Genomic DNA, 26041 nt, shown 5'->3' on the forward strand with positions numbered 1-26041 from the left:
CCCGAGCTGTTGGGCGAACCAATCCCACAGCACGTCGGCGCGGCCGCCCTGTGCAGGAGGACGACCGCGCCGGGTGTGGGGGGTGGTTTCTGACGCGGCTAGCGCGCGTTGACCTTGTGCAGAGCCTTGTCCAGCGCCGCAGCGAACCCGTTGGCCCACAGCTGCTCGACCTTGGCCCGCTCATTCGCGTCCGGGATGGAGTTCGTGCAGGACGGGCCCGGGCCGCCACCGGACATCAGCTCACTGCACGGCCCCTCGTAATGGTCCGGCAGCCCCAGCACATGCCCCGTCTCGTGCGCGGTGACGCGAGTCGAGTCGTACTCCTGGTTCTGCTGGTAGTCGAGGAAGATGTACCCCTTGCCGTGCCCGTCGGTGGACGCGTACGACCCGCGCGGATCGTTGCCCTCGCGGTAGGTGAAGTCGGCGTTGGAGCCCTCCTGGAGCTTGACGTTGGACACCGAGCCGTTCCATATCTCGGTGCTGCGGGCTATCTGCGCGCTGAACGTGGGCGCGGCCGACGCGTCGTAGGTGACGGTGACGGCCGCGGCCTTCGGGTTCGCGGCACGCTTCTCGGCGACCGACTTCAGGACGGCCTGGAAGAAGGCCCGACTGGCGTCGGACTCGGCCGACTTGGCGACGTAGCCGGCCTGCGCAGCGGCCGGGGCCGCCGTCGCCGGAGCGACCGTGCCGAAGCCGAGGGCCGCGACACCGAGACCGACTGCCACCGCCGAACGGGCGGACAGGGAAAAGGACGTACGCATTGATGACTCCTAGGTGGGGGGTGAGTCGTCAAGGCGAGTGTCGGGGCCTGTGGCTCGGCTGTGATGATGCCAACCGGTGATAGCACCGCCCTATCAGGGCCCCAATCGGCAGGCATCCGGGAGGATTTGTGCGGCTGGTGAAACCTGTGCTTCCGCTTTAGTCTCCGAGGGCATGGACCTCGAGGTGAGACACCTCCGCGCACTGTGCGCCATAGCCGACACCGGCAGTCTGCACCGTGCCGCCCGCCAACTGGGCGTCGCCCAGCCGTCGCTGAGCACACAGCTGCGGAGAATCGAGCAGGAGCTGGGCGGCGCGCTGTTCCTGCGCGCGAGATCCGGCTGCCGTCCCACCCCGCTCGGCCGTCTCGTCCTCAGCCGGGCCCGCCCGCTGGTGGCCGACATGCGCGCCCTGGTCGCCGAGGCGAGGGCGGCCGCGGTGGGCGGACCGCAGCTGCGCGTCGGCTCGACGGCCAGCAAGGCCCTGGCGGGCTGGCTGCGCCGGCTGCGCGGCGACGGCCAGGACCCGACCCTGCACATGAACGTCTCCCCGAACGCCCTGCTGCGCATGGTCGCCGACGGCCAGCTGGACGTGGCCTTCGTGCACGAGGTGGAGGGCTGCCCCCTGCGCATCCCGCCGGAACTCCGCCTGCGCGTGCTGATGGAGCGCGAACCGCAGTTCGTGTCCCTGCCCGCCGACCACCCGGCCGCGGCGAAATCCGAGGTCCATCTGCGTGACCTGGCCGACGACCGCTGGATGGTCGACCCCACCGTCGACGGCGAGTGGGACGCCGTGCAGCGGATGTTCCGCGCGGCCGGCGTCAACCCCCATGTCCTGCACGGCGACTACTACACGGCCGACGCGCTGGTCGCCACCGGCGAGGTGGTCACCGTCTGCCAGCCCACCCACGCCGACAGCCCCACCATGGCCGTACGCCGCCTGCACGGCGACCCGCTCGGCGTACGCCTGCTCCTCGCGGCCCGTACGGAGACGGAACTGGACGGCGTCTACCCCGCACTGGAGGAGGCGTACTGGGAGACGGCCCGGCACGCCCCGGCGTACCGGGAGTGGCTGGAACACGACGGCGAGCGGCAGCCGCCGGTCCCAGTACTCCCGTGACCGGTGTCTGTCGGGCTCAGACGCCGATGTCGCAGCCGTCCTTGCGCCAGACCGCCACGACCGCGGGGCGGTTGATCTTGCCGGCGCCCTCGGGCCAGGCGCTCAGCGGGTTCTCGGCGGTCGCGCCGTCGATCTCGCCCGGGTGCTGCACGGAGACGAGCACGCGGCGGTCCTGGATGACCGGGCCGCAGGTCTCCGCGCCCTTCGGCATCGTCAGGAACTGCTTGAGCTCACCCCGGCGCTCACCGCGCGTAGCGACGCCGAAGAGGCCGTCGTGGGAGCCGAGCTGGTTGCCGTCGGTGGAGATCCACAGGTTGCCGTACGAGTCGAAGGCGACGTTGTCCGGGCAGGAGATCGGGGAGACGTCCTCCTTCGGGAACCCGGCGAAGTAGGTGGCCGGGTCGTTCGGGTCACCGGCCACCAGGAACAGCGTCCAGGCGAACTTCTTGCTGTCGGCCCGGTTCCAGCGCTCGGTCAGCTCCAGGACCTGGCCGTGCTTGTTGCTGTTGCGCGGGTTGGCCTCGTCGGCGGGGGCGAAGCCGGTCTTGCCGCGGTTGGTGTTGTTGGTGAGGGCGACGTACACCTTGCCGGTGTGCGGGTTCGGCTCGATGTCCTCGGGCCGGTCCATCTTGGTGGCGCCGACCTTGTCCCCGGCGAGACGGGTGAAGACGAACACCTCCTCGGCGGTCATCCCCTCGACGTGCGAGACGGCGCCGTCGGCGGTGGCGGTGGCCAGCGGGATCCACTCGCCGCTGCCGTCGAACTCGCCGTCGGCGGGCAGCTTGCCGGTGCCGTCGATCTCGATGGCAGGGGAGTCACCGGTGAGCTTGGCGACGTACAGCGTCCCCTCGTCGAGCAGCGAGAGATTGTGCTCCCGCACAGCCCGCGACGTCCCCTTCTTCATCCGCTTGCTGCTGACGAACTTGTAGAAGTAGTCGAAGCGCTCGTCGTCACCGGAGTAGACGACGGGCCGGCCGTCGTCGGTCAGCCGCACGGTCGCGCCCTCGTGCTTGAAGCGCCCGATGGCGGTGTGCTTGCGCGGCGTGGAGGTGGGGTCGTACGGGTCGAGCTCGACGACGTACCCGAAGCGGTGCGGCTCGTTCGGCTCCTGGGCGACGTCGAACCGCTTGTCGAACCGCTCCCACTTGCGCTCGCTCGCCCCCGTCCCCAGGCCGTACCGCTTGTCGGTGGCGCGGGTGGCGTTGGCGAAGTACTGGTTGAAGTTCTCTTCACCATGCAGCGTGGTACCCCAGGGGGTGACGCCACCGGAGCAGTTGTTGAGCGTCCCCAGGACCTTGGTGCCGGTCGGGTCGGCGGAGGTCTTCAGCAGGTCGGAGCCGGCGGCGGGCCCGGTGACCTTGAACTCGGTGGTGGCGGTGACGCGCCGGTTGAGCGGATGCCGAGGCACGGCGGTCAGCTTCCCACTCCTGCGGTCCCCCTCCACCACGACGGCGGAGAGCCCGTGGGCGGCCCACGCGACCTCGACCTGCTGCCTGGTCGGGTTGGCGGCGTCGTACCCGCGGAACATGAGCACCTCGTCGGTGTACTCATGGTTGGCGACGAGGATCTGCCGGTTCCGCTCGCCGGGCAGCGGGAGCAGGGCGAGGAAGTCGTTGTTGTACCCGAACTGCTGGGACTGCGACTCCCCGGTCTGGTTGTCCGGGTCGAAGGCGGGGGCGCCGCGCAGGATGGGCTCGCCCCAGCGGATGACGATGTTCTGCGCGTATCCGTCCGCAACGGTCACTGCGTCGGCGGTGTTCGGCGCGACGGGGTTGAAGCGCAGACCGCGCGCACCGCGGCCGAAGGTGCCGGTCCGCTCGGTCGGGGCCGCCCCGGCGGCTGCCTCGGCGGCGTCGGCCTTCGGCGCGGCGACGGTCGCGGTGGCGCCCACGGCGGCGGCCGCGCTGACGACCGCGGCGGCGCGCAGCGTCGTACGGCGGCTGAGGGCGTCGGCGATGACGTCACCGACGTACGGGTTCGTGGAGGTGTTGGGCACCTCGTGGAAACAGGCGTCACCACACCGGAACCGGCAAGTCAGGGCAGACCGCCCACCGGGGTGCGAGTCACTGTTGGTTCTGATGATGGGCAGCGGTATGCGCATGATGTCTCGTTCTCCCCTTGCTTCCCCTTGAGTGCAGCGTGGGGGACGGTAGGGGCACGTCTGTGCGGGAGCGGGGCCACCGAATGAACGGCGAGTGAACCAGAGGTGGATGTACGGGAGTTGGCACGGGGATCGATGCGTAGCCCGGACTCGACGCGATGCGCCCTTGACGGAGCTGGGCCGTTGTGCCCGCCCCTCCCCAAGATCGCCACCGCGGGCCGCTAACCTTACGTGTCCGTCCTGGCCAGGGATCGACGGGCATCAACTCACGCGAAGGGTTGCGCACATGGGCATTCTCACTCTCCTGCGGAACGCGTTCGGCCGGTCACGCAAGGGGCGTACCGCCGAAGCAGAGGGTGCGACTCCTTCGCCGGAACCGCAGCAGACCCCTCAGCCGACGGTCCCTTCCCCGTCCCCGGAACCCCAGCCGACGCCCACCGCCCAGGTCCCGGAACCCCGCGTCTCGGAACCGACCACACCGGAGGACTCGGACCGGGCAGAGCACGATCTGGTCTCGGCCGCCTTCAACAACGTCACGGTCCCGAAGCCGGCGAAGCCGGCGAAGCCGGTGGAGACGGGCGAGCCGGAGACGCCGACGACGGAGCAGGCGGTGGCGGAGACGCCGACCGCCGAGGAGCCCGTCGCGGCAGAGCCCGCCGCGGAGACCCCGGCCGCCGAGGAGCGCGCGGCTGAGGCGCCGGTGGCCGAGGAGGCCGTGGCGGCGGAGCCCGTCGCGGAGACGCCGGTGGTCGAAGAGCCGGTCGTCGAGGAGCCGGTCGCCGAGGAGCCGGTGACTGAGGAGGCCGTGGCGGAGACGCCGGCCGCCGAGGAGCCCGCTGCGGCAGAGCCCGTCGCGGAGACGCCGGTGGTCGAAGAGCCGGTCGTCGAGGAGCCGGTCGCGGAGACCCCGGCCGCCGAGGAGCCGGTGACTGAGGAGGCCGTGGCGGAGACGCCGGCCGCCGAGGAGCCCGTCGCGGCGGAGCCCGTCGCGGAGAGCCCGGCCGAGGAGCCCGCCGCGGAGCCGGTCGCCGAGGTCGCGCCGGAACCGGCCCCCGAGCCGCAGCCGCAGGACGCACCCGCGGCCGCCGACGGCGAGGAGACCCCACAAGGGCCACTCGCAGCCGACGACGAAAGCAGCACCGGTGGTGCGGGTGGGAACCCGAAGGCCGAAGGCGAAGCCGAGGCCGTTGAACCGGCGCCCAACACCCCCGCGCCGCAGAACCTCGCCCCCGCCACCGCCCTCGCCAAGGCCGGCCTCACCACCACCCGCGCCAAGGTCTACCTCGTCCTCGACCGCTCCGCGAGCATGCGCCCGTACTACAAGGACGGCTCCGCCCAGGCCCTCGCCGACCAGACCCTCGCCCTCGCCGAGCACCTGGACCCCGACGCCCCGAACACCTCCGTCCACGTCGTCTTCTTCTCCACCGAGGTCGACGGCACCACCGACCTCACCCCGACCTCCCCCGAGAACGCCGTCGACTCCGCTCACGCGGGCCTCGGCCGCATGGGCCGGACCAGCTACCACGCCGCCGTGGAAGCCGTCCTCGCCCACTACGACAAGAACGTGACCCCCAAAGCCCCCGGCACCCCCGCCCTCGTCGTCTTCCAGACCGACGGCGCCCCCGACGCCAAGACCCCGGCCACCCAGGCCCTCACCGACGCCGCGAAGTCCCACCCCTCGGTGTTCTTCTCCTTCGTCGCGTTCGGCGAGCACGACAACAAGGCCTTCGACTACCTCCGCAAACTGAAGACCGACAACACGGCCTTCTTCCACGCGGGCCCGACCCCCCTCGAGCTCACGGACGCGGAGCTCTACGACGGCGTACTGATCGACTGGCGCCCGTAGCCTCCCCACGAGATCACCCAGGGCCGCCCCTTCTCACCCCGCAAAACGGGAAGCGGGCGGCCCACCCATGTCGGCTACCATTTCGAGGTTCGTAAAACAACCCCGACCTGGGAGCAGCCCGCGATGGCTCGACACCTCATCACCAGCGCCCTTCCGTACATCAACGGAATCAAGCACCTGGGCAACATGGTGGGGTCCATGCTCCCGGCGGACGTGTACTCCCGGTACCTCCGCCAGCGCGGCCACGACGTCCTCTACATCTGCGCGACGGACGAGCACGGCACCCCGGCCGAACTGGCGGCGAAGGAGCAGGGCCTCCCGGTCGACGAGTTCTGCGCCCAGGCACACGACGCCCAGAAGGCGGTCTACGACGGCTTCGCGCTGGCGTTCGACTACTTCGGCCGCAGCTCCAGCTCCCAGAACGTCGAGATCACCCAGCACTTCGCCCGCAAGCTCCACGAGAACGGCTTCATCGAGGAGCGGGCGATCCGCCAGGTCTACTCCCCGACCGACGGCCGCTTCCTCCCCGACCGCTACGTCGAGGGCACCTGCCCCCACTGCGGCTACGACAAGGCCCGCGGCGACCAGTGCGAGAACTGCACCCGCGTCCTGGACCCGACCGACCTGATCAACCCGCGCTCGGCGATCTCCGGCTCCACCGACCTGGAGGTCCGCGAGACCAAGCACCTCTTCCTCCTCCAGTCCAAGCTCCAGCGCGACGTCATGGAGTGGGTGGCCCGCCACGACGGCGTATGGCCGCACCTGGCGTCCTCCATCGCCCACAAGTGGCTGACCGAGGGCCTGCACGACCGCGCGATCACCCGTGACCTGGACTGGGGCGTCCCCGTCCCGGCGGACACGTGGCCGGAGCTGGCGGCCGAGGGCAAGGTCTTCTACGTCTGGTTCGACGCGCCGATCGAGTACCTCGGCTCGACGAAGGAGTGGTCGGACCAGGACCCGGAGAACCGCGACTGGAAGTCGTGGTGGTACGACGTCGACGACGAGGTCCGCTACACGCAGTTCATGGCGAAGGACAACGTCCCCTTCCACACCGTCATGTTCCCGGCCACCGAACTCGGCATCCGCGAGCCGTGGAAGAAGGTCGACTTCGTCAAGGCCTTCAACTGGCTGACGTACTACGGCGGAAAGTTCTCCACGTCCCAGAAGCGCGGCGTCTTCACCGACCAGGCCCTGGAGATCCTCCCGGCGGACTACTGGCGCTACTTCCTGATCGCCAACGCCCCCGAGTCGGACGACTCGTCCTTCACCTGGGAGCACTTCACCGCCACGGTCAACAAGGACCTCGCCGACACCCTCGGCAACTTCGTCAACCGCGTCCTGTCCTTCTCCAAGAAGCGCTTCGGCGAGGAGGTCCCCGCGGGCGGCGAGCCCGGCGAGGCGGAGGCGAAGCTCGGCGAGCAGATCGCGGAGCTGCTCGCCGAGTACGAGTCGCACATGGAGGCCCTCCAGTTCCGCAAGGCGGCGGCGGCCCTGCGCGCACTGTGGTCGGCTGGCAACTCCTACCTGGAGGAGAAGGCCCCCTGGCTGGAGATCAAGACCGACAAGGACGGCGCGGCGCTGACCCTGCGCACGGCGATGAACCTGATCCACCTGTACGCGGTGGTCTCGGAGCCGTTCATCCCGACCACGTCGGCCGCGATGCGCCAGGCGTTCTCCCTGAAGGACGACACCGCCACCTGGGTCACCCCGGACGAGGCCAAGTCCCTCACGTCCCTCCCCGCCGGCACCCCCTTCACCGTCCCGCCGGTCCTCTTCGCCAAGCTCACGGACGAGGACCTGGAGACGTACAAGGAGCGCTTCGGCGGCGAAGCGGCGTAACCCGAGCCAACTCCGCCGATCAGCTCGCGTACGCGAGGGCCAGGGCAGCGACGACCGGTGCCGCGTAGACCAGTGGGAACGGAATGTGCGCGTACCAGCGGGCCCTGGCCACGGTCACGGCCGCCCCGAGGAAGTAGAGCACCAGCCCCACCCCGGCCAGCACCCCGATCACCGGTACGAACAGCCCGGCCACCAGCCCCACGGCCCCGGCGGCCTTCGCCAGCCCCAGCCAGGTCCACCACGACCGGGGCACTCCGTACTCCTGGAGCGCCTGCACGATCCACTGGGCGCGCAGGAGCAGGACGGTTCCGGAGAAACCGGCCATCAGGGCGGCGACGACGGTGACGACGACATACGCGGTCTGCATGAGGATCTCCTGGTCAGCTGCGGTCGGTACCGCATGGCGGGTGCCGTGCGGCGGGTCCACTGCCTCCCTGACGCCGGGGCTGCCGGAACTGTGACGGAGATCCGAAGAATCTGTGGAGGCAGAGATCGTTCGGCCGATTAGGCTCCCTGCTCATGTCCGAACTGCCGAGCCTCGAACAGGCCACCGTCGACGCGATCCTGGGCCATGCCGCCCGCGCGACCCTGCCCTTCCAGCGCGCCCACCACCCGGGGCCGTACGCGACGGCGTTCTGGTTCAACGACCTGGTGGGCCACGACGGCGACACCGACCTGGTCCGGCAGTACCTGGTCACGGCCGCCGAGCCGGCCCGCATGGACCTCGCCGAGGTGACGCTCCGCCCCCAGCTGGGCGATCCGGCCCCCACGGCCGAGAAGCTCATGATGATGGACTTCGCCGACGGCTGGACCCACCTCGACGGCCTCGGCGTGGCCGTACAGCCCGCCGCCGGTCTGCACACGTACGCCGAGCGCAAGGGCTGGCGCTGGACCACCGACGAGATAACCGACGGCATCGCGGCCCGCACGCAGGACATCATCCGCATCGGCGGCGACCCGCTGCCGGCGTACGCCCTGGGTCACGACGTGGGCGAGAACGGGGAACGGCACCAGGCGGTCGCGGTCGGCGCCCTTGCCCGCGCCGCGGACGGCACCGTCCGCTGGGGCGGCGAACTCCCCGAGGGCTTCGTGGGCGCCCCGGTCTTCCTGAGCCTCTCCCAGCGGGGAGACAGCTTCAAACTGGTCTGCGCGGGCGTGATCCTCCCGGCCGACGACCACGGCTTCGGCCACCATCCCGTGGCCAGGTTCGACCACATCCGGGAGTCCGTCCGAGAGGCGCTCGACACCACCGCGCCGACCCCTTCCGCACCCGCACCCGCCGAACGCCCCCGCCGCTGGTGGCGCCGCCGCGGCTGACCGGCACGGAGCGCCCGGGGCTCCCCTTGCCCCGGGTGCTCCTCTCACCGCCGTACGCCCCGCGTCAGGACAGCACCCCGGCGCCGGCCGTCGTCGCCAGTTCGGTCACCAGGCTCTTCGCCGACGTCTGGAGACCCGCCGTCAGCGTCGGCTTCCAGTTCACCGTCGTCTTGATCTTCTTCGAGCTCGCGGCGTTGTAGGCGGCCACGATGTCGGTGGCCGTGCCGTTGACGAGGTTGCCGCCGCCGGCGATCGAGCCGGTGCCGTCGCCGCTCAGCAGCTTGGCGACCTTGGCGCCGGAGGGCAGCTTCCAGGCGTTGTGCTCGGCGACGACCTGGGCCCCCGCGCGGGAGTCGATGCTGTACTTCGGGGCATAGCCGTTGAGCGTCGTCGTGTCGTAGACGTTGTTGTAGAGGTGGATCTGGCCGATGCGGGCCAGCGGGGCGCGCTGGACGATGCCCTTCCACACGTTGTGGTGGATGGTGACCCGCAGCTTGCCGGTGCTGTCGCTGTCGCTGCTGCCGATCAGCATCGTCTTGTCGTGGCTGTCGAAGACGTTCCGCTCGACCGTCACCAGGTCGGAGCCGCCTGTGATGTCGAGGGCGCCGTCGTGGATCTGGTACTTGCGCCCGAAGTACGTCGTCAGCGACTTGTCGAAGTTCGGGGTGTCGGTGAACGTGTTGTGGTCGGACCAGACGTTCGTCGCGCCGCGCAGGGTGACGGCGTCGTAGTTGGAGTTCCACTCGCCGGACGAGCCGTCCGTCGGGTCCCACTGCGGGAAGCAGTCCTCCGTCGCCGAGAAGGTCAGGTTGCGGACGATGACGTTCTTGACGTTCTGCACCTGGAGGCTGCCGCCCTTGATGCCGGCGTTCGTGCCCGGGACGCCCACGACGGTGGTGTTGGCGGGGACCCGGAAGACGATGTTCTTCTTCTGCTTGTCCGCGGCCGCCTTGCGGGCGTTCTCCTGGGTGCCGGACGGTGCCTTCTTGCCGTAGGTCGCCGGGTCGTAGGCCTTGAGGTAGGCGGAGAGCGAGTAGCCGGTGCCGGAGGCGTAGTCGGCGCAGGTCAGCTTCTTGCCGGCGTCGCTGGTGTTGGCGTCGATCGTGCCCTTGATCTTGATGATGCGGGGCGTGGTGTCGGAGACGGACCCGAGCGCCTTCACCAGCTGGGCACGGGTGCTGACGGTGAAGGTGTGCGCGGAGTCGGCCTTCGCGCCGCCCGTCGTACCGGATCCGGAGGCCGCCCAGCCGTCCTTCGCGGGCAGCGACTGGTGGTACAGGTCGACCGCGCCGGCGTTCGCGTTCATCACAAAGACACCGGCACCGATGCCGGCGGCCGCCACGGCGGCGGTGACGACGACGGTGCGGCGCCTGCGGAGGGAGCGGCGGTGGGAAGGGGATGCCACGTATGAGTCCTTATGTGCTTCGGAGCGGGCCCGCGTGAACGGGGCTTGCGACTCGTCTGTGGTCGTGGAGATCGGAAAGGTTGCCGTGGAGTTTTCGACGGATCAGTGATCAAGTCGTGGGAGTGCGGCGGAAATTGGTCCGCTGGCTGGTTTTAGGGGCGCCCCGACGCCACCATGCCCCCGACACCTCCGTATGGTTCCGCCATGGCAGTCCCTGAGGTCATCCCGATCGCCTACGAGCCGCGCGGCCGTACCGAGGCGATCGGTCTGTATGCGGACGGGCAGTTCATGGGGTCGGTCACCTACGGCTTCCCCAAGGGCTTCCGCCTCGACCACGGCTGGGAAGAGCACAAACGCCTGTACTCGGTCCTGCACACCTTCGACGCCGAGGGCCGCTACCGCGACTCGGAGATCTGGTGCGCGGGCACCTGGGCCGAGCAGCAACGCGCCCCGCACGGCCCCGACTCGGTCCTGGCCCGGGCCCGCGCCCACCTGGCGACGCTGCTGCGCAGCCTGCCCCGGCGCACATACACGGACATCGCGATCCGCCCCTTCCAACTCACGGTCGACGGCGTGCTGTTCGGGCTGGTGACCGGAGAGGACGACGGCGAGCCCTGGGCCGAGCTCTACCCGGACCACCTCGGCTTCGGCGCACCGTGGGACGGTTCGTACGACACCTGATCCATCGCGCTGCCCTACACCCCTATGCGGGTCCACCCCCAAGGCGCTATACATTGCGAAGATCATGTGAAGCCAGTGACTTACTGGGACATGACCAGACATCCAAGCCAATGCGTGGGGGGATCCATCCATGGCACTGTTCGGGAACGCGCACACCATCGACCAGGGACAGGCGCAGCAGGACTATGCGCGCCTGCTGGGCCACGGTGAGCAGGTGCACGCCGCGTACCTGCTGATACGCGACACCATCCTGTTCACCGACCGCCGTCTGATCCTGGTCGACAAGCAGGGCATCACCGGCAAGAAGGTGGAGTACCACTCCATCCCCTACCGCAGCATCACGCACTTCGCGGTGGAGACGGCCGGCACCTTCGACCTGGACGCCGAGCTGAAGATCTGGGTGTCGGGGACGCCGACGCCGATCGAGAAGACGTTCACCAAGGGCGTGGACATCTACGAGGTACAGGCGATCCTCACGCAGTTCGTGGCCAAGTAGCCACACCTGTACGGCGGCATGTTGGCACCGAGCCGATCCGGGTACGGACGCGATAATCGGGGCCACCATGCCGCCGCTCCCGCACCACGACCTGCTGACCGACGTCCTCACCGTCGGCGCCCGCTACCCCCTCGTGCTGGCCGGCGACCGCGCGATCCAGGCGCACGGCCTGACCGCACGGCGCGTTGCGTCGGTGGAGGTGGCGACCGAGAACTCCGAGCCCATGGACCAGATCGCGGCGATGGTCCGGCACGGCCTGACGGAGCGGGGCTGGCAGGTACGCCCCCTGGAGACCGACCCGCTCGCCTCCCGCCTGCTCGTCACGGACCCCGACACGGGTGAGGAACGTACGGTCGACCTGCTGAAGGAAACCCTCTGGCGCCCAGTGGTGATGACCGACCTCGGCCCGGCCCTCTCCCTGGAGGACCTGATCGGCACGAAGGTCCGCGCCGTGACCGACCGCGGCGCCGCGCGCGATGTCGTCGACGTCTATGTGGCCGCGGCCCACTGGAGCTACCCCGACCTGGAGGAACTGGGCCGGCGCCACGCCTGGGACGAGCTCGGCCTGGCGGACCTCCAGTCCCGGCTGGAGGCCACGGAGCTGTTGGACGACCGGGAGTTCACCGCCCTCGGCCTCGACGAGGAGTCGGTGCCGGTGTTCCGCCGGTGGGTTCGCGCGTGGGCGGACGACATCGCGGAGCGGCTGCTGGAGGAGGAGGCGCTCAGCCCGCCGGCGGACGAGTGATACCCGGCCACGGCCACCGCCCCGGCCCCTCGCAGGTTCCCGTCCTGAGCCCCCTTCACCTGCGTGAACACCGCCGCTGCGCACTCCCGACCCCCTGATAAGATCCGGCCACTTGTGCGAGGGCACGGGCCCTCGTAGGGGAGGGAAACATCACGTGGGCAGACACGCCCTGAGACGGGGCGGTCTCGCCGTCGCCGTCTCTTCGCTCGCGGTCGCCGTCGCGACCGCGTCCGTCGTCGTCCTGTCGGAGGGCGGCGGCTCCGCGGAAGCGGCCGAAGCCGGGACCACCGCGATCACACTGGTCGCCCCCAGCTCCGCCACACCACGAACCGACCGCCCGTACGTCGCGGGCGACAGCGGCTTCCTGCACCGGCAGACCGGCAGGACCGGGCTGCTGTGGACCGACTACGCGACCGGCAGGACCGTGACCGTGGAGAACGCCACCGGCGTCTACACCCCGGGCACCGGCTGCACGTCCATCGGCTCCGAGTGCCGTACGGCCTGGTACGGCTCGGACAGCGACCTGGTCGCCCTGCCGACCACGGCCGGCGACGCGTACGCCACCCTCTGGGACCCGGCGACGGCCACGTCCAGGAAGGTGAGCTGGAACGGCTCCGTCCAGTACGGCCAGGGCTACTACCGGGCGCTGGCCGGTGACACGGTCGTCACCACCAACTCCCTGATCGACAAGGTCGACGGCGAGTGGCGCACCCGCAAGGTCACCGGTGACGCGACGAGCGTGGGAAGCGAGGACGTGCTCGCCGCGGACTCCGCCGGTGTGTTCGTGAAGAACAGCACCTACGGCTCGCTCCACTACATCGACATCGCCTCGGCCGTGAACACCAGCGTGTTCACCAACGCCACCTACGCCTCGCACTACGTGATGAGCGAGGACCGCATCGGCTGGTACCAGGCCGGCACCGCCGAGCTGCACCTGAAGTCCCGCACCGACCTCACCGCCGCCGAGCAGGTCGTCACGCTGCCCGCCCACCCGGGTGCGCTCGACGGCGACCCGGTCCTGGTCGGCGACTGGCTGCTGCTCCCGCTGTCCTCCAGCGACCTCGGCTCCAAGCTCCTCGCGGTCAGCGTAAACGACCCCTCGGTCCAGCAGACCCTGCTGGCGAGCGCCGGCGAGTACGCGCTGGCGGCCGGCAGCGGGGGCGCGCTCGTCTCCGGCGGCACCGACGCCACCGACTGGTGGGTGCAGCGGGTGAGCCAGGCCGAGGACGGCACGCTGCGGCTGGAGAAGGTGCTCCAGTCCCCGGCGGTGGAGAAGGCCAAGACGGGCATCGCGCTCAGCCGCGGCAGCCTGCGCGTCGCCGAGGACGACCCGAACGCCGTCGCGGACACCACGTCCGTACGGACCCTCACCACCAACGGCTCCACCGAGCTGACCGCGTCCGAGGCCACGGCGAGCGGCTCGATCTACGCCGCCCTCTGCCCGTACGAGGGCACCACATGCTCGGCGCTGTGGGGGAACCTCGACGCCCACGACGTCTTTCTCGACGCGGGCGGCGGCACCGACGAGGGCGAGGGCCTCGGCGACGACCGGCTGAAGGAAATCGGCGGCCACTACCTGGACTTCGGCGGTCGGGGCGGCCGTATCGTCGACGTCTCCGACGACTACGCCGTCTTCGACTCCGGCGGCACCACCCCGGCGCAGTACGTCGGCGAGTTCGGCTACGGCGAGAAGCTGAAGCGGTCCGTGCGCGCCGCGGCCCTGAACGGCTCCACCCTGTGGAGCGCCACCACCACCGTCGGCACGCTCACCTCGTACAGCATCCCGCTGGCGAAGACGCTCGCCACGGTGACCGTCCCGGGCCTGGCCTGCACGCCGAGCGAGCTCCAGGCGGCGGGCCGCTGGGTGTACTGGGCCTGCGGGACGGACTCGGCGGGCGTGTACGACACCAAGGCCGGTACGTCGAGGGCGGTCACCCCCGGTGACGTGCTCCTCGGCGACGGCTTCACCGTCCGCCACGACCACGCCACCCGCACCCTGGTCCTCACCGAGGCGGCCACCGGCACCACCCGCACGATCGCCTCCGACCTGGCCGACAAGGGCCTGACCACGGACCGCCGTTACCGCTGGACGGTCGACGAGTACACCGGCCTGGTCGCCTGGTTCGACGACTACGAGCGCACCCACGTCACCACCACCGGCATCGCCCCGTCCGCCGTGACGGCCTTCGAGACGTCGGTCAGCGACTCCGTGACCCCGGGCATGTCCTTCGAGGGCACCTGGGTGCTGTCCCGCCCGGTCACCTCCTGGTCGCTCACGTTCACCTCGGTGCAGGACGGCGCGAACGGCAAGGTCACCCGCACGATCACCGGCGGGGCGACCCCGGACCGGGTGAGCGCGACCTGGAACGGCAGGACGGCGAGCGGGGGTTACTTCCCCAACGGCCACTTCACCTGGACCCTGAAGGCGACCGGCCTCAGCACCGCCACGGTGAACACGGTGACCAGCGGCAAGGGCTTCCTGCAGCGCGGAGCCGCGGTGCGCCGCGACTTCGTCAGCCCCGACGGCCTGGACGGCCGCGGCGACCTGCTCACCCTCAACTCCTCGGGCGGGCTGACCTTCCACAGCGGCACGGGGACGGGCAGGTTCAGCGACAAGTACACGGGCACCGGATGGGCCACGTCCATCCAGGCGGTCCCCTTCGGCGACCTGAGCGGCGACCGCTGCAACGACGTCCTGGTGCGCTACAGCAGCGGCGCCCTGCGGCTGTACAAGCCGGGCTGCGGGGCGGCGGTCAAGCCGTCGACGTCGTACACCACCCTCGCGACCAGCGGCTGGACGCAGTACAACGTCCTCACCTCGCCCGGCGACGTGAGCGGCGACGGCCGGCCGGACCTGATCGCGCGGAACTCGTCCACCGGAGCGGTCTACCTCTACAAGGGCACCAGCGACGGCAAGCTGTCCGCCCGCGTGAAGCTCTACGACAACTGGAAGGGCTACAAGAAGATCGTCGGCGTCGGCGACATCACCGGTGACGGCCGGCCCGACCTCCTCGCCCAGGACACCGCGAACACCCTCTGGCGCTACAACGGCAAGGGCGACGGCACCTTCGCCGCCCGCGTGAAGCTGTTCGCCGACTGGGGCGGCTCCTACAACGCCGTCGTCGGCGTCGGCGACATCACCGACGACGGCCGCCCGGACCTCGTCTCCCGCGACACCAGCGGCAACCTGTGGCGCAACAGCGGTGACGGGAAGGGCTCGTTCGGCTCGCGGGCGCGGATCGCGAGCGGGTGGAGCGGCTACAAGTTCCTTTCGTAGGCGCCAACGTCGGTGAACGCGGGGCGGATGTGTCCGTACACATCCGCCCCGCGCGCTCCGTACGTCCCTCAGCTGCCGGTGTTCGTCGCCTCCGGGTCGACGCCCATCGTGATCGTGCCGACGACGCCCTTGGCGATGTCGTTCTTCTTGTACTTCAGCTTCAGCAGGCCACCCTCGGTCCCGTTGTCCGGGTAGATGGTGTCCTCGTCGAGGGTGGTGCGGGTCGTGGTGTTGGTGGAGTACGGCTCGACCTCGGCGGAGGCCAGCACGCTCTCCTCGTCGAAGAAGAGCTGGCCGGTGTGGCAGGTGGTGCCGCCCTCGTAACCGGCGTCCGTCCAGGTGCCGTTCACATGCACCTTGGTGTGGATGTGAACGCAGCGGCCCTGGTACCAGCCCGGGAAGACCGTCCTGAAGACGACCTGGCCGTTCCTGTCGGTCTTCCACGTGCCGCGCAGATAGCGCTCGTCGTCCGTCGGCTCCTCGTGGACGCCGCCTCCGCCGCCCGGCGCCCCCGTCGGCTCACCGGAGGGGGGCTCGCCCGTCGGCTCACCGGACGGTGGAGTGCCCCCGCCGGCCCCGCCACCGCCGCCGCTGCCCATCGCCTCGTAGCCCGAGTACACGCCCAGCGCGTTGCAGTGCCAGATGTCGACCGCGGCGTTCCTGATGGGCTTGCAGGTCTCGGAGTCGATCACCTTGAGGCGGAGGGTGAGCGGGATGCCCTCCTGGTCCTCGGTCACGTCCTGGCGGAGCTTGTCCGCGTCGATGTAGTAGGGGCCCTCGGTCGTCTCGGAGGTCAGCTGGTAGCAGGCCTCGGCGCTCGACGAGCTGCTCGACACGGTGGCGCCCGCGGACGCGGACCCGCTCGTCTCACCCGCGAACGCGCCCGCCGCGAGGCTGCCGCCCACCCCTACGGCGACCGCCGCGCCCGCGCCGGCCGCCACGACGTTGCGCCGCGTCAGATCCCTTTTGTGCTTCGGCCCTTCGGCCGTCTGGTTTCCCGTCATGGGCAGGGAACCTAGGGACGGCGCCTGTCAGGAACGTGGGTAAGAACTGGGTAAAAGCCCTGCGTACGAAAGTGGCCCGGAACCGACGCCGGTTCCGGGCCACCCGTCCTGCTGCGTCCTACTTCGGCTGCGGCTTGCGCACCGACAGGTGCAGCTCCTTCAGCCGCGCCTCCTCCAGCTCCGTCGGCGCGCCCATCATCAGGTCCTGGGCGTTGCCGTTGAGCGGGAAGGCGATGGTCTCGCGGATGTTCGGCTCGTCGGCGAGCAGCATGACGATGCGGTCGACGCCGGGCGCGATGCCACCGTGCGGCGGGGCGCCGAAGCGGAAGGCGCGCAGCATGCCGGCGAACTTCTCCTCGACGGTCTCGCGGTCGTAGCCCGCGATCTCGAAGGCCTTCAGCATGATCTCCGGCTCGTGGTTCCGGATCGCGCCGGAGGACAGCTCGACGCCGTTGCAGACGATGTCGTACTGCCAGCCCAGGATGTCCAGCGGGTCCTGGGTCTCCAGGGCCTCCAGGCCACCCTGAGGCATCGAGAAGGGGTTGTGCGAGAAGTCGATCGCGCCGGTCTCCTCGTCCTTCTCGTACATCGGGAAGTCGACGATCCAGCAGAACCGGAAGACGCCCTCCTCGAAGTGCCCGGCCCGCTTGGCGGCCTCGACGCGGACCGCGCCCATGATCTTCGAGACCTCGTCGAACTCACCCGCGCCGAAGAACACGGCGTGACCGGCCTCCAGGCCCAGGCGCTCGGTGAGGACCTTGATGTTCTCCTCGGTGAGGAACTTGGCGATCGGGCCGGTCAGCGAGCCGTCCTCGGCCACGCGGACCCAGGCCAGGCCCTTGGCGCCCAGCGAGATCGCGAACTCGCCGAGCTGGTCGAAGAACTTGCGGGGCTGGTCCTGGACGGCCGGCACGGGCAGCGCGCGCACGTGCTTGCCGGCGAACGCCTTGAACTCCGAGCCCTCGAAGACGTCGGTGATGTCGACGAGCTCCAGCTGGGCGCGCAGGTCCGGCTTGTCGGAGCCGTACTTCAGCATCGCCTCGCGGAACGGGATCCGCGGGAAGGGGGACGTGACGTGGCGGCCGTTGCCGAACTCCTCGAAGAGCTCGGTCATCAGCTTCTCGACGGGCTGGAAGACGTCCTCCTGCTCGACGAAGCTCATCTCGATGTCGAGCTGGTAGAACTCGCCCGGCGAGCGGTCCGCACGCGCGTCCTCGTCACGGAAGCAGGGCGCGATCTGGAAGTAGCGGTCGAAGCCGGAGATCATCAGCAGCTGCTTGAACTGCTGCGGGGCCTGCGGCAGGGCGTAGAACTTGCCCGGGTGCAGACGGGAGGGGACGACGAAGTCACGGGCGCCCTCAGGGGAGGTCGCGGACAGGATCGGCGTCGCCATCTCGTTGAAGCCCAGCGCCGTCATCTTGTGGCGGATCGCCGAGATGACCGCGGTACGCAGCAGGATGTTCTTGTGCATGCGCTCGCGGCGCAGGTCCAGGAAGCGGTACTCCAGGCGCCGCTCCTCGTTGACCCCGTCCTCGGTGTTGATCGTGAAGGGGAGCGGGGCGGCCGCGCCGAGCAGCTCGACCTCGCCGACCTCGACCTCGATCTCGCCGGTGGGCAGGTCGGGGTTGATGTTCTCGGCGCCGCGGGAGACGACCTTGCCGTCCACGCGGAGGGTCGACTCCTTGGAGAGCTTGTCGAGGGCCTCGTACGCGGGGGTGCCGGGACGGGCGACGAGCTGCGTGATGCCGTAGTGGTCGCGCAGATCGATGAAGAGGATGCCGCCCAGGTCGCGCCGATTGTGCAGCCAGCCACTCAGCCGGACGTCGGTGCCGACGTCAGAGGAGCGGAGCTCGCCGCAGGTGTGGGACCTGTACCGATGCATCGTCGTTCATCCAGTCTTCGCGGATCGGGGGGCGTGTTTCACGTGAAACTCCCCCCAAGCCTACCGGGGACCCCAAGATCGGCTCCCCACCATTTGGCCGTGCCCCCTCGCCGCCCATGGGATCCCTCTCCCTCGCACCCCTGGGTCCCTCCCGACCGGATGCCCCATACAGCTTCGGTGGCAGTGTGCGATCACCTGTTCTTAAAGTAGGGCAATGCACACTGGTGAGCCCCTGCCCGCCGTGGGGGAGGTTCTCGCCGCCCTCGCGACCGGACTGTGGCACTGGAACACCGCCACGGGACTGGTCACGGTCGACGCGGAGGCGGCACGGCTGCTGGGGCTGCCCGCCGAGCGGGCCACCCTCAGCCAGGCCCAGGTGCGCGCCCGCCTTCATCCGGTCGACTGGAACGAGATCACCGGAGTGATCCAGCTCGCCGTCGCCGAGGGCAGCCTCGGCGAGGTGCGGGTGCGGATCATGGACGAGCGGGGGCGGGTCGTCCGGGTGGGCCGCAGCCGCTTCCATGCCTCCTTCGATCGCGAGAAGCGGTCGTACGAGGTGACCGGCTCGCTCCAGGAGGTCACCGAACCGGCGCCGGGCACCCCGGCGGGGCGTACGGCCGTGACCGGCGACTGGCGGCGCTCGCGGGAGGCGTTCCTGCTGGACGCGGGCCGGGCGCTGGCCGAGGCGCGGTCGACGGCTGAGGTGCTGCGGGTCGCGGCCGGCCTGTCGATGCCGGGGTTCTCACCGGACGGGCTCGCGGTGTTCGGGGTGACGGGCGATCGCCTGACGATCATCGGCCACCACGGTCACCAGCCCGGTGACGAGGGCCCCTTCTCGCACATGTCCCTGGACACGGACTACCCGGCCGCCGAGGTGGTCCGCACCGGCCGTGCCGTCTACCTCTCCTCCCCCGAGAAGTACAAGGAGCGCTACCCGCTCACCTGGCCGCTCGCCGCGCACTTCAACCGTCGGTCCTGGGCGTTCCTGCCGCTGACCGTGGCCGGCCGCACGATGGGTGCCTGGATGGCGGCGTTCACCTATCCGGTCGCCTTCACGCCCGACGAGCGGTCCGTGCTGACGACGGTGGCCCGCATGCTCGCCCAGGCCCTCTCCCGGGCCGAGGCCGCCGAGTCCGCGCGGGAGCTGACGGACGGCCTCCAGCGCTCGATGCTGCCCAAGCTGGGCCCCGAGATACCGGGCATGAGCGTCGCCGCCCGCTACGTCCCGACCGGCGGCGGACTCCAGGTCGGCGGCGACTGGTACGACATGATCCCGCTGCCCAACGGCCGCTTCGCCCTCGTCATCGGCGACGTCCAGGGCCATGACGTGCGCGCGGCGGGCCTGATGGGCCAGCTCCGCATCGCCCTGCGCGCCTACGCCTCCGAGGGCCACCGGCCCGACGCCGTCCTCTCCCGGGCCTCCCGTTTCCTGCACGGCATGACGTTCGGCGCCCTCGACGAGGACCCGTCCGACCTGCGCTTCGCGACCTGCCTGTACGTCGAGGTCGACCCCACGACCGGCCTGCTGGACATCGCCCGCGCCGGCCACCCGGACCCGGCGATCCGCATGTCCGACGGCACGGTGCTGGCCCGCCCGACGGCCGGCGGTCTCCCCCTGGGCATCGACCCGGACGCCGACTATCCGACGACCAGGATCACCCTGGAACCCGGCGAGACGATGCTGATCTGCACGGACGGTCTGATCGAGACCGGCGGGCACGATCTGGAGACCGGCTGGAAGCGCATCCGCGCGATCCTCGAGGAGCACGACGGCGATCTGGAGGCACTCGCCGACGCCCTCGTCCAGGCCGTCCACGGCCCGTCCTCCCACCACACCACGGGTCCGCTCGCCGACCGGCGCGAGGACGACATAGCGGTGCTGCTGCTGTGCCGGCCGGGGGAGGGCTGCGGCTGCGGCGACACGATCGCCGTCCGGCCGACGGTCCGGCGCACCATGCTCACCGTCGCGCAGGCCGAGCCGGAGCGGGTCGCGGTGGCCCGCCAGCAGCTGCGGGAGCTGCTGCACGACTGGGGCTCCGCGGACCAGGTGGACTCCGCGGTCCTGCTGCTGTCCGAGACGCTGACGAACGTCCTCGTCCACACCGACGCCGACGCGCTGCTCCTCGCCGAGGTGCGGGGCGAGCCGGGGGACCGGCGGTTGCGCGTGGAGGTGACGGACACCAGCGACGACCTGCCGCACAAGCGCCGGCCCGGGGAACTGGCGTCGTCCGGGCGGGGCCTGATGCTGATCGAGCTGCTGGCCGAGGCGTGGGGCGTGGACCCGCGGGGCGAGGGCAAGAGCACGTGGTTCGAGCTCTACGAGTCCAAGGGCGCCGACGGCTCGGGGGGCGGGGACGGCTCGGGGGGCTCCGGGCTTTCGTAACGCTCCCTCAGCTCGTTCACGACGCCGGTGACGGCGGCGGTGAGCGGTACGGCGAGCAGCATCCCGAGGACTCCGGCCACGGAGGCCCCCGCCGTGATCGCCACCATCACCAGGGCCGGGTGCATCTGCACCGTCCGGCTCTGGATCATCGGCGTCAGCACATGCCCCTCCAGCAGCTGTACCGCGACGACGATCGCCAGCACCCACAGCGCGATCACGAACCCCCGGTCGGCGAGCGCGACCAGCACGGCGACGGCCCCCGAGATGAAGGCGCCGAGGTAGGGGATGTAGGCCCCGACGAAGACGAGCGCCCCGAGCCCGACCGCACCCGGAACGTCGAGAACGAGCAGCCCGACGGTGATGCAGACGGCGTCGATGAAGGCGATGAAGGTGGTCCCCCGCATGAACCCCTCCACGGCCTGGAACGCCCGCCGGGCCATGGCCTCCACGGTGTCCCCGCTCTTGCGGGGAACGACGGACCGCAGCGCATCGGCGGCCCGGTGGGAGTCCCGCAGAAAGAAGAAGACGAGGAGCAGTGCCAGCACAGCCGTGGCGATGATCTCGCCGACGACGCTGACCCCGCTGATGACCCCGGAGGCGGCCGTCCCCCCGAACTTGGTGAGCAACTCCTTGGCGTTGGAGGCGAGATCGTCCAGCGAGGTCCCGGCGGCCCCGAAGTGGTCGGCGAGATCCTCGGCCGCCTGCTTGAGCGCGGCGACGATCTGGTCGCCGGTCTCGACGATCGCGGCGACGACGATGTACACGGCCCCACCGACGACGGCCACGACGGCCACGCAGGTGAGCCCGGCGGCCACGGACCGGTTGACCTTGGCCTTCACCAGCCGCCGGTGCAAGGGCCCGAGCAACGCCGTCCCGAGCAACGCGAGCAGCACGGGCACGACAGCCGTACGGAACTCGTCGGCCAGCCGGATCCCGACGTAGACGACCCCGGCCACGAGCAGCACCACGGCACACCAGGCGGCGAGCCGACGCACGGGCCCGGGCAGCAACGGCTTGGAGTCCTGCACGCTCCCAGGCGATCACGGGCAGAGCGGGCTGTCGTGCGCGGGCGGCCGGGCGGGTGACGTCACCCCTGGGCGGAATCGACGGCCAGGGCCTGATCCGCCGGACAGGCCCTAGACCAGCCCTAGACCTCCACCGGCGGCCGCATCACCAGCACCACCCCCGCGAGCACCGTCCACACCCCCATGAGCAGAACCGTCAGCCATGCGCTGAACGGGCCCGCCAGGCTCAGCACCGCGATGACGAACCCGAACCAGCCCAGCCATTGCGGCAGGGCCCGGGTGGTGCGGGCCGTGCGCCACACGGCGAACAGGAGCACCGCCGCGCCGATCATGCCGGCGATGAACCCGCCGTAGGCAACGTCCTGCAGCAGGAGGGCCACCATTCCGGTCTGCGGGGTCACCAGGAAATCGTCGGTGTGGCTGGCGGAGACGGCGTAGATGGCACCGGCGATCGTCCCGACCATCACCAGTGTGGTGAACACGATCCCGCCCACCAGGACCTGGGCCGACCGGCTCGCGGCGACGCGGGCCAGGGCGCCCAGGAAGAACAGGAAGAGCAGGGCGGCTGCCAGCATCACCAGGGTCATGGCCTCGGTCAGGTCGCGGTTGCCGCTGTCGAGGTAGAACTCGACCGTCTTGCGCAGACCGTTCTCGTCGGCGTAGTCCGGACTGTTGCTGTACATCACCAGCAGGGAGACGAGCATCAGCACGCCGGAGGCGATGCCGGCGACACCGGGCCAGAAGATTCCCCGCGGCTTCGCCCCCTGGGTGTGCGCCCTCGGCGGTACCGGTCTCGTCGGAGTCGTGGTCATGTCGGCCTCCCACGCGATGAGGTCACGCGAGGGTCCCGAAACAGGACTCTTAACCCATTCTGCCCCTCCCGTACGCAAGGGACAGAAGGGGCAGAACATACCGGACATGCCGATCGGTGGCAGCCCTACGCCTGCTCGGGGCCGCTCGCGCTCATCCCGTGCACCGCCGGGATCGTCCCCAGCAGGCCCTTCTGGAAGTCCTCGAAGGCCTGCATGAGCTCGTCCTTGGTGTTCATGACGAACGGGCCGTAGTGGGCCATCGGCTCCCGGATCGGCTGCCCGCCCAGCAGCACGACCTCCAGGTCCGGGGTTTGGGAGTCCTGCTTCTCGTCCGCGCGGACCGTCAGCGAGCCGCCCTCACCGAAGACCGCGGTCTGGCCGAGGTGGATCGGACGGCGCTCCGCACCCACCGCGCCCCGCCCTGCGAGGACGTACGCGAGGCCGTTGAAGTCCTCGCGCCACGGCAGCGTGATCTCCGCACCCGGGGCGAGGGTCGCGTGGATCATCGTGATCGGGGTGTGGGTGATACCGGGACCCTGGTGGCCGTCCAGCTCGCCCGCGATGACGCGCAGCAGCGCGCCGCCGTCGGGGGTGGTGAGCAGCTGGACGTTGCCGCCGCGGATGTCCTGGTAGCGCGGCGCCATCATCTTGTCCCTGGCCGGGAGGTTCACCCACAGCTGCAGGCCGTGGAAGAGACCGCCGGACATGACGAGGGACTCCGGCGGGGCCTCGATGTGGAGGAGACCGGAGCCCGCGGTCATCCACTGGGTGTCCCCGTTGGTGATGGTGCCGCCACCGCCGTTGGAGTCCTGGTGGTCGAAGATCCCGTCGATGATGTACGTGACGGTCTCGAAGCCGCGGTGCGGGTGCCAGGGGGTGCCCTTGGGCTCGCCCGGCGCGTAGTCCACCTCGCCCATCTGGTCCATCATGATGAACGGGTCCAGATAGCGGTAGTTGATCCCGGCGAACGCCCGGCGCACCGGGAAGCCCTCACCCTCGAAACCGCTCGGCGCGGTCGTGACGGCGAGCACGGGACGGGCCACGGCCTCCGCAGGCGCGGCGACGCGGGGCAGCGTCAGCGGGTTCTCGACGGTCACTGCAGGCATGTCGGTACCTCCTTGTGCGACCAGTTTAGTTGAGCATTGAACTTCCTGCCACTCCCAACAGGAGAAGCCCGGAGGACATTCCCTCCGGGCTTCCCCCCGTCCGAGCGGACCGGTGTCAGTTGCTGAAGTACAGGTACTTCCAGGACCCGTACGTCGTCGAGTTCACGCTGTCGCCGGACGAGCCGTTGACGTACACCGACCGCATCCGCGCCCGGATGCCCGACTCACCGGGCGCCTCCAGGGTCACGGCCGACTTCCCGTTCGTACCGAGCGGGAAGTACTCCGAGTCCGCCGAGTACCACGAGCCCTGGTAGTAGACCTGCAGGTCGAAGCGCTGCTGGCGGCCCGGGTAGTAGGTCATCGTCGTGGTGAGCAGCGGGTCGGTGCTCTTGTGGAACCAGTAGTACGTCGTGGAGCCGATCTTCGCTGTCTTGTAGTGCTTGGAGACGGCGGTGGAGACCCTCACCTTGGCGTAGGCCGTGACCTTCACCGTCTTCGGCTTGTAGCGGGCGTCGCCCTTGAACACCGCGGTGACGGTGGTGTCCCGGGTCATGTCCACCCACGCGGCGATGTTGCCGTCGGAGTTGACCGTCCCGCTCTTGATCAGCTTGTTGGGCTTGTCGCCGCCGAAGGGGTTGGCCCATATCTCGACCGTGCGGTTCTTGTACGTCGTGCCGAGGTGCGCGGTGAACTTGACGTCGGTGCCGTAGCTGTACAGCTTGCCGTTGTTGTTCAGGCTGAGCGAGGTCGTGGCGCGGGAGACCTCGACGGTGTCGGAGGCGGTGGCCGCGGTGTGCGTCGCGTCGCCCGCGTACTTCACCGTGTACTTGACCTTGCCGCCGGCGGGCGGGGTGTCCGTGAAGGAGTAGGTGCCGTCGGCCTTGACCGTGACGGACGGCAGCGCCTTGCCGCTGGGGCTCTCCAGGTCGGTGCGGGTGACGGTCAGCTGGACTCCGGCCGGCAGCGGCACCGTCGCCGAGAGCTTGCCGGTGACGGTGAGCTGCTTGGCGCGGGTGGCGGTCGACGGGGCGTTGACGGTGAGGGTGGGGACGTTCTTCGTCGGGTCGGTGAGGGCCTTGAGGGTGTAGCGGCCGCCCGAGGTGCCGACCAGCGCGAAGATCCGGGAGGAGTCCGGTGCCCACGTCAGGTCGGGGGTGCCGTACGTGCCCACGTCGTAGGTGCGCAGCGGCTTCGTCGCGTCGGGCCGGAACACGGCCAGTTTCGTGCCGTTGAACTGCGCGACCAGCCCGTCGGGGGCGATGTCGGCGTGGTGGCCGGTCGGGTAGGTGCCGACCTGCTTGAAGCCGCCGTTCTCGTAGCCGTCCCGCAGATGGCCGTTGACCAGCACCTGCGGGGCGCCCGGGACCACGTCGATGTCGCTGATGCCCTGGTTCAGGGTGTAGTCGCCGTTGTGGAAGGCGACCGTCTTCAGGGTGCCGTCCGTGACGTCGAACACGGCCATCGAGTCCGAGGACAGACCGGTCTCGCCCACGGCCAGCAGACCGGGGGTGTTCGGATCGGTGTCGAGCAGGCCCGGGTCGTTGATCCAGGTGCCCGACGGCAGCCCGTGGAGTGTCACCGGGTCGGTGCCGCTCGCCGGGTCCACCGCCGGGTCGACCGAGCCGATGCCGCTGCTCCACTGGTCGCCGTAGCTGAACCACAGCTTGCCCGCGGTGAAGGCGACGTAGCGCGGTCCCTTGTCGGTGGCGACGGAGTATCGCGCCTTGACGTCGAGGGTGGCCGGGTCCAGGGCCACGATCTCGTGCAGTGCCGACGAGGCCGCGTACAGCGTGGCGCCGTCGGCCGACAGTGCCAGGTCGGTCACTCCGGGGACGCCGCTCACCGATTCGAGCACCGCGCCCGAGTAGTCGGCGGCCACGATGGTGCCGGCCGCGTTGTCACCGACGAAGACCCGCTGGTGGACGCCGTCCGCGACGATGCCACCGGGCGTACTGACAACGGCGGACGCGGCCGAGGCCGGCCCCGCCGCGACGACGCTCAGCGCCGCCGAACTGAACAGGACCGCGAGCGCCGTCGCGGCCGAGGTGCTGCGCATGCGCACAGTGATGAACCCCCACAGAGAAACCGGCCTCGGGCCGGGAGATGAGAGCGCCGCGCGGCACCCGGACGCGGACCGCGGGAAGGCGGTGGCGTGCGGGGCGCGGCTGCCAGGGGGCACTCTATGGCATGGTTGTGACAACCGGGGAGGGGTATTCGGCCCCGACCTGCGGGCTGCGGGCTGCG

The 26041-nt window shown here is 70.3% G+C and carries 19 protein-coding genes; 9 read left to right on the forward strand and 10 right to left on the reverse strand.

The features are described 5' to 3' along the window. Positions 1–98 precede the first annotated feature (98 nt). Positions 99–761 (reverse strand): snapalysin, encoded by a 663-nt coding sequence (gene snpA / locus ACZ7L6_RS16445; RefSeq protein WP_471924313.1) that lies wholly within the window; start codon positions 759–761, stop codon positions 99–101. A 172-nt stretch (positions 762–933) separates the two neighbouring features. Here snpA and ACZ7L6_RS16450 point away from each other — a divergent pair, with 172 nt between their 5' ends. After that, on the forward strand, positions 934–1878 hold the full coding sequence (locus ACZ7L6_RS16450) for a LysR family transcriptional regulator (RefSeq protein ID WP_471924315.1): 945 nt from the start codon (positions 934–936) through the stop codon (positions 1876–1878). Between the two features lie 16 nt (positions 1879–1894). Here the strand turns inward: ACZ7L6_RS16450 and ACZ7L6_RS16455 are convergent, their stop codons facing one another. Continuing rightward, on the reverse strand, positions 1895–3979 hold the full coding sequence (locus ACZ7L6_RS16455; protein ID WP_471924317.1) for a PhoX family protein: 2085 nt from the start codon (positions 3977–3979) through the stop codon (positions 1895–1897). A 286-nt stretch (positions 3980–4265) separates the two neighbouring features. Here ACZ7L6_RS16455 and ACZ7L6_RS16460 point away from each other — a divergent pair, with 286 nt between their 5' ends. Both ACZ7L6_RS16460 and metG read left to right on the forward strand, forming a co-directional pair. Next, positions 4266–5825 carry a VWA domain-containing protein gene (locus ACZ7L6_RS16460; RefSeq protein ID WP_471924319.1) on the forward strand — a complete coding sequence of 520 codons (1560 nt, stop codon included), beginning with the start codon at positions 4266–4268 and terminating at the stop codon, positions 5823–5825. A 123-nt stretch (positions 5826–5948) separates the two neighbouring features. Continuing rightward, positions 5949–7664 carry a methionine--tRNA ligase gene (gene metG / locus ACZ7L6_RS16465; RefSeq protein WP_471924321.1) on the forward strand — a complete coding sequence of 572 codons (1716 nt, stop codon included), beginning with the start codon at positions 5949–5951 and terminating at the stop codon, positions 7662–7664. Positions 7665–7683: 19 nt separating this feature from the next. Here metG and ACZ7L6_RS16470 read toward each other — a convergent pair whose 3' ends face one another. Further along, positions 7684–8031: a DoxX family protein gene (locus ACZ7L6_RS16470; RefSeq protein WP_471924323.1), complete on the reverse strand. Its 348-nt coding sequence runs from the start codon at positions 8029–8031 to the stop codon at positions 7684–7686. A gap of 152 nt (positions 8032–8183) precedes the next feature. On the opposite strand from ACZ7L6_RS16470, the gene ACZ7L6_RS16475 reads away from it, so the two are divergent. Next, positions 8184–8981 (forward strand): hypothetical protein, encoded by a 798-nt coding sequence (locus tag ACZ7L6_RS16475; protein ID WP_471924325.1) that lies wholly within the window; start codon positions 8184–8186, stop codon positions 8979–8981. Between the two features lie 64 nt (positions 8982–9045). Here the strand turns inward: ACZ7L6_RS16475 and ACZ7L6_RS16480 are convergent, their stop codons facing one another. Next, positions 9046–10386: a pectate lyase family protein gene (locus tag ACZ7L6_RS16480; protein ID WP_471924327.1), complete on the reverse strand. Its 1341-nt coding sequence runs from the start codon at positions 10384–10386 to the stop codon at positions 9046–9048. Positions 10387–10590: 204 nt separating this feature from the next. Here ACZ7L6_RS16480 and ACZ7L6_RS16485 point away from each other — a divergent pair, with 204 nt between their 5' ends. The 4 genes from ACZ7L6_RS16485 (at position 10591) to ACZ7L6_RS16500 (ending at position 15585) form a co-directional block, all read left to right on the forward strand. Then, positions 10591–11067, forward strand: a complete 477-nt coding sequence (locus ACZ7L6_RS16485; protein WP_471924329.1) for a hypothetical protein — start codon at positions 10591–10593, stop codon at positions 11065–11067. A gap of 130 nt (positions 11068–11197) precedes the next feature. Beyond that, complete coding sequence (locus ACZ7L6_RS16490) at positions 11198–11563, forward strand: PH domain-containing protein (RefSeq protein ID WP_369170746.1); 366 nt, start codon at positions 11198–11200, stop codon at positions 11561–11563. Positions 11564–11630: 67 nt separating this feature from the next. Then, on the forward strand, positions 11631–12308 hold the full coding sequence (locus tag ACZ7L6_RS16495; protein WP_471924332.1) for a nucleotidyl transferase AbiEii/AbiGii toxin family protein: 678 nt from the start codon (positions 11631–11633) through the stop codon (positions 12306–12308). A gap of 154 nt (positions 12309–12462) precedes the next feature. Continuing rightward, entirely contained in the window at positions 12463–15585 is a 3123-nt protein-coding gene (locus ACZ7L6_RS16500) for an FG-GAP repeat domain-containing protein (protein ID WP_471924334.1), read from the forward strand. A gap of 68 nt (positions 15586–15653) precedes the next feature. Here ACZ7L6_RS16500 and ACZ7L6_RS16505 read toward each other — a convergent pair whose 3' ends face one another. Beyond that, complete coding sequence (locus ACZ7L6_RS16505; RefSeq protein WP_471924336.1) at positions 15654–16589, reverse strand: intradiol ring-cleavage dioxygenase; 936 nt, start codon at positions 16587–16589, stop codon at positions 15654–15656. Between the two features lie 118 nt (positions 16590–16707). Beyond that, on the reverse strand, positions 16708–18471 hold the full coding sequence (gene aspS / locus ACZ7L6_RS16510; RefSeq protein ID WP_471924338.1) for an aspartate--tRNA ligase: 1764 nt from the start codon (positions 18469–18471) through the stop codon (positions 16708–16710). Positions 18472–18685: 214 nt separating this feature from the next. Between aspS and ACZ7L6_RS16515 the strand changes: the two genes are divergently transcribed. Continuing rightward, positions 18686–20854 carry a SpoIIE family protein phosphatase gene (locus ACZ7L6_RS16515; RefSeq protein WP_471924340.1) on the forward strand — a complete coding sequence of 723 codons (2169 nt, stop codon included), beginning with the start codon at positions 18686–18688 and terminating at the stop codon, positions 20852–20854. Here the strand turns inward: ACZ7L6_RS16515 and ACZ7L6_RS16520 are convergent. The 4 genes from ACZ7L6_RS16520 to ACZ7L6_RS16535 all read right to left on the reverse strand — a co-directional run bounded on the left by ACZ7L6_RS16520 (position 20788) and on the right by ACZ7L6_RS16535 (position 25853). Further along, complete coding sequence (locus ACZ7L6_RS16520) at positions 20788–21882, reverse strand: AI-2E family transporter (RefSeq protein ID WP_471924342.1); 1095 nt, start codon at positions 21880–21882, stop codon at positions 20788–20790. The genes ACZ7L6_RS16515 and ACZ7L6_RS16520 overlap by 67 nt on opposite strands. 119 nt (positions 21883–22001) lie before the next feature. After that, positions 22002–22691 (reverse strand): hypothetical protein, encoded by a 690-nt coding sequence (locus tag ACZ7L6_RS16525; RefSeq protein WP_471924344.1) that lies wholly within the window; start codon positions 22689–22691, stop codon positions 22002–22004. A 125-nt stretch (positions 22692–22816) separates the two neighbouring features. Then, positions 22817–23797: a pirin family protein gene (locus ACZ7L6_RS16530; protein ID WP_471924346.1), complete on the reverse strand. Its 981-nt coding sequence runs from the start codon at positions 23795–23797 to the stop codon at positions 22817–22819. A gap of 115 nt (positions 23798–23912) precedes the next feature. Next, positions 23913–25853, reverse strand: a complete 1941-nt coding sequence (locus tag ACZ7L6_RS16535; RefSeq protein WP_471924348.1) for a YncE family protein — start codon at positions 25851–25853, stop codon at positions 23913–23915. Positions 25854–26041: the final 188 nt, after the last annotated feature.

Source organism: Streptomyces sp. NPDC107522 (genome assembly GCF_055657525.1).